This window comes from Stenotrophomonas sp. NPDC077659 (assembly GCF_050268705.1).
In the GTDB taxonomy this organism is placed as follows: Bacteria; Pseudomonadota; Gammaproteobacteria; order Xanthomonadales; family Xanthomonadaceae; genus Stenotrophomonas.
Window position 1 is genome coordinate 1 of sequence record NZ_JBNNHG010000145.1, and the last position, 9494, is coordinate 9494.

Annotated in this window: 9 protein-coding genes and 1 pseudogene; 9 read left to right on the top strand and 1 reads right to left on the bottom strand. The window is 67.8% G+C overall.

All coding sequences use genetic code 11. The annotated features are described in order from the left end of the window. Positions 1–188: 188 nt before the first annotated feature. Complete coding sequence (locus ACQKDV_RS16175; protein WP_427785066.1) at positions 189–1169, bottom strand: helix-turn-helix domain-containing protein; 981 nt, start codon at positions 1167–1169, stop codon at positions 189–191. 695 nt (positions 1170–1864) lie between these two features. Here ACQKDV_RS16175 and ACQKDV_RS16180 point away from each other — a divergent pair. The 9 genes and pseudogenes from ACQKDV_RS16180 to ACQKDV_RS16220 all read left to right on the top strand — a co-directional run. Further along, positions 1865–2044: a Flp family type IVb pilin gene (locus ACQKDV_RS16180; protein WP_427785068.1), complete on the top strand. Its 180-nt coding sequence runs from the start codon at positions 1865–1867 to the stop codon at positions 2042–2044. Between the two features lie 108 nt (positions 2045–2152). Next, complete coding sequence (locus ACQKDV_RS16185) at positions 2153–2698, top strand: A24 family peptidase (RefSeq protein WP_427785070.1); 546 nt, start codon at positions 2153–2155, stop codon at positions 2696–2698. Then, positions 2695–3168, top strand: coding sequence for a pilus assembly protein (locus ACQKDV_RS16190; protein ID WP_427785072.1), 474 nt, complete (start codon positions 2695–2697; stop codon positions 3166–3168). The genes ACQKDV_RS16185 and ACQKDV_RS16190 overlap by 4 nt, the downstream gene beginning before the upstream one ends. A gap of 22 nt (positions 3169–3190) precedes the next feature. After that, positions 3191–4237 carry a Flp pilus assembly protein CpaB gene (gene cpaB, locus ACQKDV_RS16195; protein WP_427785074.1) on the top strand — a complete coding sequence of 349 codons (1047 nt, stop codon included), beginning with the start codon at positions 3191–3193 and terminating at the stop codon, positions 4235–4237. A gap of 18 nt (positions 4238–4255) precedes the next feature. Beyond that, a complete protein-coding gene (locus tag ACQKDV_RS16200) occupies positions 4256–5611 on the top strand; it encodes a type II and III secretion system protein family protein (RefSeq protein WP_427785076.1) in 1356 nt (451 codons plus the stop codon). 39 nt (positions 5612–5650) lie between these two features. Continuing rightward, a complete protein-coding gene (locus ACQKDV_RS16205) occupies positions 5651–6907 on the top strand; it encodes an AAA family ATPase (protein WP_427785077.1) in 1257 nt (418 codons plus the stop codon). Beyond that, on the top strand, positions 6892–8241 hold the full coding sequence (locus ACQKDV_RS16210) for a CpaF family protein (RefSeq protein WP_427785079.1): 1350 nt from the start codon (positions 6892–6894) through the stop codon (positions 8239–8241). Before ACQKDV_RS16205 ends, ACQKDV_RS16210 begins: the two co-directional genes overlap by 16 nt. 2 nt (positions 8242–8243) lie before the next feature. Continuing rightward, entirely contained in the window at positions 8244–9209 is a 966-nt protein-coding gene (locus ACQKDV_RS16215; RefSeq protein WP_427785081.1) for a type II secretion system F family protein, read from the top strand. A 28-nt stretch (positions 9210–9237) separates the two neighbouring features. Next, a pseudogene (locus ACQKDV_RS16220) lies at positions 9238–9494 on the top strand (type II secretion system F family protein); the annotation flags it as partial.

The following is a 9494-nucleotide window of genomic DNA, read 5'->3' on the forward strand; positions in this document are numbered from 1 at the left end:
CAGGCTGCGCTGGCCGCCTGATCCCCCAACTGTCCAACTTTAGGGGGTCACTTCAGGGACGGGTTTACGGCGTGTTCTGCAAGCCCACACCGCCCCGCCCAACCAGCAGAAACCCAGAGCCGCCTTGGCTTTTGACGTAGATGTTGCTTCGGCGGGTGCAGGGCGCAGCCCTGCCCGGAAACCCCCTACTACGCCGGCTGCCCGACCTGGGCCGGTGCCCGCATCAAGGTGTCCCTCGGCAGTTCGCCGAATACCTTGCGGTAGTTGTCCGCGAACCGGGACAGATCCCATAGCCCGCAGCTCAACGCGATCGCTTTGACCGAGCGCCGGCTCGAATCCGCCATTGACAGACTGCGGCACGCCGCACACAGACGCAGCATCGACAGATAACGGTTGGGCGACGTGGCGAACAGATCCTCGAACGCATAACGCAGGCCACGCTCGCTGACCCCCGCCGCGTCGCAGATTTCATTCATGTAGATGTTGCGTCGCAGGTTCAGGCGCATGAAGTTCTCCGCCCGCTGCGCAATCAGATAATGGGTGCGCCGCGCCCGGCTGAAGGTCGGGCGGTCGGCCGGCCCCGAGGCGAGCAACGCCTGAACGTGCTCATGCAGCAGGCGCTCGGCGTCCTCCGGCTGCAGTGCCCCGCCCTGGCCCAGTTGCGCGTGCAGCGCCTGGTAATGCTGGGCCAGCGGCAGCGCGTCACTGGCCAGGTTGAACAAGGAGAGCGCCTGCCCTGCAGGCGGCGTACTGCGCAGGCTCAACTCGGTCAGTTTCCGCTGCACGCGCGCCACGGGCACCAGCATCAGGGTCAAACGGGTGCCCGGACTGAGGGTGAACTCGCTGATGCCTTCCGGCAACACGGTCAACGCCATGCCGGCGATCAGCGGAATGCCGTGGCACCAGCTCATTGTCTCGTCGGTGGCGTGCAGATAGCCGAGCATCGCCCAGTCGGGCGGCAGCATGAAGCGGCCACGGCAATGGAATCCGCAGGTGATGCTGCAGAACAAGGCCTCCTCGTGTACGCGCGAAGCAAATGCCGCACGCGGGCCGTTGCCATCCAGCAGCAACAGTTCCACGTCGCACACCCGGAGCACCCCGCTCAACGTCGCAAGGTCGATCGACCGGAGATCGTCTTCGCTGTTCTCGCCTACCGCACCATCGACCATGACAGTGTCGTCCCCCGTTGGATTGCCCTGGTTCCGCCGCAGCTGCCTGACTGGACGGAATCGTCATCCGGAACACCGTTATCCGCGCCCCCACGACCCGCACTTCATGACGCCTTCCATGAAACCATGCCGGTGAAACCAGGCTGGGTTTCAATGCAGTATGCCCGATCATCATCGCCGGTGAATGTGAAGTATCCGCAATACAGAATCCAAAAAGCGCGTCAGGAAAATGACGCAGCTTCCGGCATGGTTTTCGCATGCGCCAGTTACTTATCACCTTTCATGCACGTCCATGAATCGTTTGGTTGCGGAACGGGTGGCGATCACAGAAACCGTCTGGAAATTTCAAGGCTTTCACGTTTCTGCCGAATTTGCATACAGGTTTCGGTTGCAGCCGGTCGCCATTCAGGCAAAGTCGATAGCACGGTGATCCAGCCCGTCCAGTCGGGCCGCATCCAGGGGGCAACATGCGCATCCGCGCAGATATGTTCGGATCCAGCCACGGCAGCACGCCGTGCACTGGCCGATGCACGCATGCGCCACCCCCGGGATCAATCACTCCGTTTGAGCGTGGGGGATATTCCGCCACGCCTCCTCTGCCAGGACGGTGGAGGCCCAGGGGTCGTACCGGTTGAACCGGGGGACCGGCCCATGCAGCAATCCTGACCACTGACAGGTAGAGGAAGACAACCGTCATGACCGCATATATCCGCAGATTCCTGAAAGAAGAAGACGGCGTGACCGCGCTGGAATATGGCCTTCTGGCCGCCGTGGTCGCCGGCATCCTGATCGTGGTCGCCAAAGATGAACTCGGCGATTTCTTCGAGACGCTGTTCGCCCGGCTGCAGGCCATCGCCACCACGGCGACCACCTGAGCAGTCTTTGGCGCCAGTTCCAGCGCCGGCCGCGTTGAGGGCCACGGCGCTGGCTGGCGCTGGAAGGGCCTGCAGCAGGCCACGTAAAGGACGACGGGGAGAGCCGCCATGACAGTGCTGGGGTTGCTGACCATCGCAGTGTGCCTGCGGATCGCGATCAGCGATCTGTACGCCCGCCGGGTGCCCAATGCGTGGCTGCTGGCCGCGTGCGCGCTCGCCCTGCCGGTGCTGGTGGCCGGCCAGTTCCAGGCACCGCCACTGCCATGGCCGATGCACCTGCTGGGCGCGGTGATCGGCCTTGCCGCGCTGCTGCCGTTCCATGCCATCGGCTGGATGGGCGCCGGTGATGTCAAGTTCTTCGCTGTGCTCGGTCTGCTGCTTGGCTGGCAGGCACTGCTGCCGGTGTGGGTCGTCGCCAGTCTGGTCGCCGGTGTGCATGCGGTCGTGGCGCTGGGTGCGCGGCAGTTGGCTGCACACCTGCCGATGCGGCTGCAACTGCAGGTCGACCGTGCCAGCGCGCACTGGCAGGCCCATCCTGCTGCACGTTGCATGCAGGCCGCGCGCCAGGGCCGCCACGGCATTCCCTACGCGGCCTACCTGGCAATGGCGGCAATCGGCTGGGTGCTGCTGAACACCCATGGAGGCGCCGCATGAGACATGCATCGCCCCGGCACCAGCGCGGTGTGGTCACCCTCGAATATGCCCTGATGCTGATGCTGGGGCTGCTGCCGCTGCTGCTGTTCACCTTCAGCGGGGTGATGATCATGGCCGCACAGCAGACATTGGCCACCGCGTCGGCCGAGGGCGCGCGCGCCTCGCTGCGCTACGCCACGCCCGGGCAGCGGCGCACTGCCGCCTGCCTGGCGGCGCGCCGATCCATGCAGTGGTTGCTGCAGTTTTCCAGGCAGAACCCGGACTGCAGCACGGGCGGCAGCGGCCCGATCGTGGTCGCCCCTGCTGCGCCCTGCGCCGGTCTCGCCACCGCGCAATGCATCACCGTCACGGTCAGCTACGACTACGCCGCCAGTCCCTTCCTGCCCGGAACGGCCACGCTGTATGGCTGGGTCATGCGCGCCCCCATCCGCAGCACCGCGGTCGCCCAGCTCGACCTCGGCAGCAACTGACGATCAGCAAGGAGAGGCATCCATGCTCAAGTTGACCCGCATCGCCGCCATCGCCCTGATCGCCCTGGCCATGCTGCTGGCCGTGGTCGCCCTGCTGATCGGGCGCAAGCCCGCTACCGAGGCCGGCAGCAGCACGCCGATGGTGCAGGCCGATACCCGGACCCACGCCGTGGTCGAAGCCACCGCGCTACTGCCCGCGGGCGAGCCGATCAGCGCCAACGGCGTGCGCCTGGCCCAGCGCAGCGCCCCCCCCGCAGGCAGTGCCAGCGATCTGGCCGCCGTGGTCGGCCGCGTGCCGGTGCAGGACATCAGCGAAGGCACCGCCATCGGCGACGCGCTGCTGGCACAGGGGTTTTCCCTGCAGCTGCGTCCGGGCGAGCGCGCACTCGCCGTGCCGGTGGATGAGCTGGTCGCCGCTGGCAACCGCATCCTGCCGGGCGACTTCGTCGACGTCTTCCTCAATCTGCGCAGCGCACCGTCCGCCTACAACGGCCAGCCCGAGGTGGCGCAGACCCGCTTGCTGCTGTCGAGGTTGCGCGTGCTCAGCTATGGCCAGCAGGACATCGCCGTGGCGGCACCGGCAGCTGGCAATGAAAGCGACGACACCGCACGCGACGATCCGCGTGCAGCGGACATCACCGGCTCCTCCTCCAGCCAGACCAGCGGCAGCAGGGACGCCACCCAGCCTGCGCGCAGCGCGGTGCTGGCGGTACCGGTGGCCGAGGCCAACCGCCTGCTGCTGGGCGCGCAGCAGGGCAAGCTGTTCCTGGCCCTGCGCAACCCCGCCGACACCGGCCTGCCCGACGTAGCGCTGTTCCCGCAGGCACGCAGCGTGCTGGACCCCGTGCGCGGGCTGGATGCCGAACAACAGCAGGCGCTGCAGCGCCCCGAAAACAACGCCTTCGCCGGCATCGACGGCGATGCGCTGGCCGGACGTGGCATGGCGCGGCAGAACATGGGCAACCCGGCACCGGCACCTGTACCGGCCGCACGCCGCAGCGCGCCGCGCACTACGCCGGGCATCGAGATCATCCGCGGCGACAACGCTGCGCCCCGTGGCTCCCTTTGACCTGGAACGATAGCGCACATGACCGAACGTCGCCTGAGCCCACGTCCCACTGGCCGCCAGCGCTGGCTGGCCCTGCTGCTGGTGCTGCTGGCACCGGCCGCCAGCGTGGCCGCCGACGACCTGATGCTGCAGACACGCGAGCAGCGCCCCTGGACCCTGCCAGCGGATCTGGAGCGCGTCGCCATCGCCGACCCCGGCGTGGCCGACATCGTGATGCTGCGCGGCCAGCGCCAGGCGCTGCTGGTCGGCAAGGCGCCGGGCAGCACCACGCTGCTGCTCTGGCACCGTGGCAAGGGTGAACCACAGCGCGTGCAGGTACGGGTGCAGAGCGCGGTGCAGGGTGCCGCCGATGCCGGTACCGGCCTGGTGTTCACCCAGCAGGACCAGCAGGGGCTGCTGCAGGGAAGCAGCGACAGCGTGCTGGCCCACATGCAGGAGCAGAAGACGGCAGCGATGGCGCTGGGCAAGGATGGCCTGCTGGCCGATGCCTCCACCGTCAGCAGCGGCGGCGTGGTGCAGGTCGAGGTGAAGGTGGTCGAATTCAACAAGACCGCGCTGAAGCAGATCGGCATCAACTTCCAGAACCGCAACGGCGGCTTCGCCTATGGCTTCACCAAGCCCGGCGGCACCCTGCCCGGCAATACCGGCATCCTGCCGGGCATGCAGGAGGGCGAATCGAGCAATGAGAGCGAGTCGCCGCTGTCGTCGGCCTTCCGCCTGGTGTTTGGTTCCACCAAGGGCCTGTGGAATGCGGACGTGGATCTGCTGCAGGCCAACGGCATGGCCCGTGTGCTGGCCGAACCCACGCTGGTCGCGCTGTCCGGGCAGAGTGCCAGCTTCCTTGCCGGTGGCGAGCTGCCGATCCTCGAACCGCAGGGGCTGGGCACCACCACCATCACCTACAAGCCCTTCGGCATCGGACTGACGGTCACCCCGACGGTCCTGGCACCGAACCGCATCGCGTTGAAGGTCGCCCCGGAAGCCAGCGATCTCGACTACACCAATGCCATTGCCCTGAACGGTGTGCAGATTCCCTCCATCACCACCCGCCGGGCCGATACCACCGTCGAACTGGGCGACGGCGAGAGCTTCGTCATCGGCGGGCTGGTCAGCTCCACGGTGGCGTCGACCGTGAACAAGATTCCGCTGCTGGGCGACCTGCCGATCATCGGCTCGTTCTTCCGCAACTTCGACTACAAGCGGCAGGACAAGGAGCTGGTGATCATCGTCACCCCGCGTCTGGTGCAGCCGCTGGCGCGCAACACCGAGCTGCCGCTACCCGGCGACCGCGAGGCCAGGCCGCATCTGCCCGAATGGGGCGCGTGGCTGCTTGGCCCGGTCAGCCAGGACCCGGTACCCGGGTTCTCGCGCTGATCCTCTCGCGCTGATCCTGATGCCTGTGATGCCACGACCATGCCCTACGCCACTGCCCAGCCCCTGCACCCACAAGGACCAGCGATGAACCTGGTCCTGTACGGCGTGGACCGTGAACTGCTGGCGCGGCTCGCGGCCAAGCTGCCGCCCACTACCGTGCTGCACTGGCAGGACTGTGCACAGCCGACATCGGCACAGGACCTGCAGCGTGGCGCGCAGAACCTGGTGCTGCTGGACTTCCGCCCCGAGCACGCCGCTGCCTCCAGCGTGCTGGCGCAGCAGTTGCAGCAGGCCCAACCCGAACTGATCCTGGTTGCCGTGGGTGCGACCGCAGCAGGCCAGGTCGAAGGCATCGTGATGGCACTGCGTGCCGGCCTGCGCGATGTGCTGGATCTGGACAGCGACGACGCCGGCATCGAAACGGCGCTGCGCCGCGCCCTTTCGCCGCGTCCTGCGGCAAGCGCCCAACAGGTGCACAAGGCGAAACTGATCGTGCTGCTGGGCGTGCGTGCCGGCGTCGGCACCAGCACCCTCGCCGCGCACCTGTCCGTGCTGGCGCAGCAGAGCCATCTGCTGGCCCAGGGCGAAAGCAGCCCGCAGGACGGCCTGCTGCTGGAACTGGCGCAGCCGGCCGGTGATCTGGCCCTCTACCTCAACCTCGACAGCCGCTTCCATTACGAAGACGCCCTGCGCAATGCCGGCCGCATCGACGCCACCCTGGCCCGCACCGCCATGGCGCGGCACGCCAGCGGCCTGGTGCTGCTGGACCGCTCCAGCGGCAGCGACGCGCTGCCCCCCTCCGATCCCGCCGCCCTGCTGCAGCGACTGCGCGGCGTGTTCTCCAGTGTCCTCTGCGATGCGGGCGGCTGCCCGCTGCGGCAACTGCCGCCTGTGCTGCTCGACCACGCCGATGAAATCTGGCTGGTGGCCGATGCGTCCATCGCGACGCTGGTCTCGCTCGACCATGCACTGAAGCATCTGTCCGGCCAGCGCGAGCGCGGGAAGCGCCTGCAACTGGTCATCAACCGCCACGATGACAACGGCGGCATGAGCCCGGACCAGATCGCGCGCCGCTTCGAACTGCCGCTGCTGGCCACCCTGCCCGAGCGCCCCCGCGTTCGCGCCGCCGCCAGCCACGGCCACCTGCTGCTGCAGGATGCTCCGCGTGACCCGTACCTGCGTGCCCTGGCCCCGCTTGTGCAACGCCTGGACCCGGCCGCGTGCCCGGTGCAGGCGCACGGGCTGCGGGAACGACTTGCCCTTGCCCTGGGTGGACCGCAATGGAAGATAAAGTGACGCCGTTCCCGCACCTGGCCAGCCGCAGCGCGGTTCCGGAAGCCGCGCCGGGCAGCCTGCCGTTCGCGCAGACCGAGCAGTACCAGAAAGTGCTTTCGGCTGCGCACGAGCATCTGCTCAACAGCATCGAAGACGAGCGCATCGATATCGATTCGTGGGCGCCCGATACGATCGCGCGCTGGGTGCAGGTGCAGACGGTCAACTTCATCCAGGAATGGCGCATCCCCATCAACGAAGAGGAAATGCAGGTGGTGGCCGAAGGGCTGGTCAAGGAACTGACCGGTTTCGGCCCGCTCGATGACCTGCTGCACGACCCGAGCATCGAGGACATCCTCATCAACGGGTTCAAGGACGTGCACGTTTCCCAGGGCGGGCAGCTCAAGCGCGCCACCCAGCGTTTCACCGATGACACCCACCTGCTGCGCATCCTGCGCCGCATCCTTGCACCGCTCGGCCGTCGCCTCGACGATTCCAACCCGATGGTCGATGCGCGCCTGCCCGATGGAGGCCGCCTCAATGCGATCATCTCGCCGCTGGCGGTGGATGGCCCCATGGTCTCCATCCGCAAGTTCCGCAAGGATCCGTTCACCCCGGACGAACTGCTGGCCAAGGGCACCTTCGACGCGCCCATGCAGGCCCTGCTGAAGGCGATGGTGCTCGGCCGCTGCAACATCCTGGTATCCGGCGGCACCAGCTCAGGCAAGACCTCGCTGCTCAATGCACTGGCCAGCTACGTGCCGGCCAACGAGCGGGTGATCACCGTGGAGGACACCGCCGAACTGTCGCTCAATCATCCGCATGTGGTGCGCCTGGAAAGCCGCATCGGCGGCGCCGAGGGCCATGGCGCGGTCAGCATCCGCGACCTGGTCCGCAACAGCCTGCGCATGCGCCCGGACCGCATCGTGGTGGGCGAAGTACGCGGTGCCGAAGTGCTGGAAATGCTGCAGGCGATGAACACCGGCCACGACGGCTCGATGGCCACCATCCATGCCAATTCCCCGCGTGACTGCCTGTACCGCATCGAGATGCTGGCCGGCTTTGCCGGCTTCCAGGGCAGCGAGGACAGCCTGCGCCGGCAGATCGCCAGCGCTGTCGATTTCATCGTGCAGATCTCACGCCTGGGCAGCGGCCGCCGTGTGCTGGTGTCCATCACCGAGATCACCGGGGTCAGCGACAACCTGATCACCACCCAGGAGATGTTCCGCCACGAGGTGCAGATCGACGGCACCGGCAAGGAGATCGACCGCTGGATCGGCCTGGGCTTCCACCCGCATTCGCACAAGCTGGAGCCGTTCCGTCAGCAGCTGCGTGAATCGCTGTACGGGGACTTCTGAGCATGGGCACCGGCCTGCTGCTGGGCATGTTGAGCATCGTCTCGGTGCTGCTGGCGCTGGCGGCGTGGCTGTGGGGCACAGCCAGCAGCCGCCAACAGCGGCAGGCGTCGCTGCAGCATGCCGAACAGCAGCTTGCACGCGGCACTGCGCCGGCGGCGGCGGCGGCGACGGTCGCCACGGACGATGCCCGCCCCGCCTCCGCCGCGCCGGGCCGCAGCAGCGGCAACCGTCGCAACCTTCCCTGGAATGGCCTGCTGCAGGGCGCCGGGCTGCCGGTCGGCTGGAAGGTTCCGCTGCTGGTGCTGCTGCCGGGGTTGGCGTTGTCGATACTGGCGGTGGTGCGCCTGGGCACGGCCTGGATGTTCCCGCTGACCCTGCTGCTGTACCTGCTCGGTGCGTGGCTGTGGCTGGCCCGGCGCACGGCCCGGCTGAAGGCCCGGCTGCTGCACCAGCTGCCCGACTTCCTCGACAACCTGGTGCGCCTGACCGCGCTGGGCAACAGCCTGCAGGCCGCCTTCCAGGTGGCCTCGATGCAGACTGCCGCACCGCTGCGCGGCCTGCTCGACACCACCCTGCGCAACGCGCGCAGCGGCATGGAGCTGGACCGCGCGCTCAGCGTGGCCAGCCAGCCCTACCGCATGGAAGTGCTGGTCGTGCTGGCCGTGGTGATGGGGGTCAGCGTGCGTATCGGCGGCCGCTCCGACCAGGTCCTGCAGCGCATGGCCGACTTCATGCGCGACCTGGAACAGGCGCAGCAGGAACTGGCCGCCACCACCGCCGAAACCCGCATGTCGGCCTGGGTACTGGGCCTGCTGCCACCGGCCAGCGTGGTGCTGATGGCCATCGCCAGCCCGGATTTCTTCCAGCCCGTGCTGCACGACCCGCTTGGCCACAAGATCCTGCTGATGGCCGTGGGCCTGGAACTGGCCGGTGGCTTCCTGCTGTACCGCCTGGCGCGATCAATATGAGCGCGCGCACCTGCCCGGGAGATCGCCAATGAACGCCAGCACCTGGTTCATGGCTGCACTGCTGGTGCTGGCTGCCGGTGTTGCCTTGCTTGGCCTCGCCAGCTGGATACGCAGCCAGCGCGAAGACCGCAGCGCCGCTACCCTCAGCAGCGCTCTGCAACCGCGTGAGGCGGGCCGCGAGGCGGATGCTGTGCAGCGCGATTCACTGGGCTGGCTGGAACGCTTCGGCCAGGCCGTTGGCGGTGGCCGCGTGGAAGCGGCGCTGCTGGCCAGCGAAGACCGGCT

Coding starts and splice junctions, on each gene's coding strand:
- ACQKDV_RS16175 (WP_427785066.1), bottom strand. CDS start 1,169: ATGGTCGATGGTGCGGTAGGCGAGAACAGCGAAGACGATCTCCGGTCG.
- ACQKDV_RS16180 (WP_427785068.1), top strand. CDS start 1,865: ATGACCGCATATATCCGCAGATTCCTGAAAGAAGAAGACGGCGTGACC.
- ACQKDV_RS16185 (WP_427785070.1), top strand. CDS start 2,153: ATGACAGTGCTGGGGTTGCTGACCATCGCAGTGTGCCTGCGGATCGCG.
- ACQKDV_RS16190 (WP_427785072.1), top strand. CDS start 2,695: ATGAGACATGCATCGCCCCGGCACCAGCGCGGTGTGGTCACCCTCGAA.
- cpaB (WP_427785074.1), top strand. CDS start 3,191: ATGCTCAAGTTGACCCGCATCGCCGCCATCGCCCTGATCGCCCTGGCC.
- ACQKDV_RS16200 (WP_427785076.1), top strand. CDS start 4,256: ATGACCGAACGTCGCCTGAGCCCACGTCCCACTGGCCGCCAGCGCTGG.
- ACQKDV_RS16205 (WP_427785077.1), top strand. CDS start 5,651: ATGCCCTACGCCACTGCCCAGCCCCTGCACCCACAAGGACCAGCGATG.
- ACQKDV_RS16210 (WP_427785079.1), top strand. CDS start 6,892: ATGGAAGATAAAGTGACGCCGTTCCCGCACCTGGCCAGCCGCAGCGCG.
- ACQKDV_RS16215 (WP_427785081.1), top strand. CDS start 8,244: ATGGGCACCGGCCTGCTGCTGGGCATGTTGAGCATCGTCTCGGTGCTG.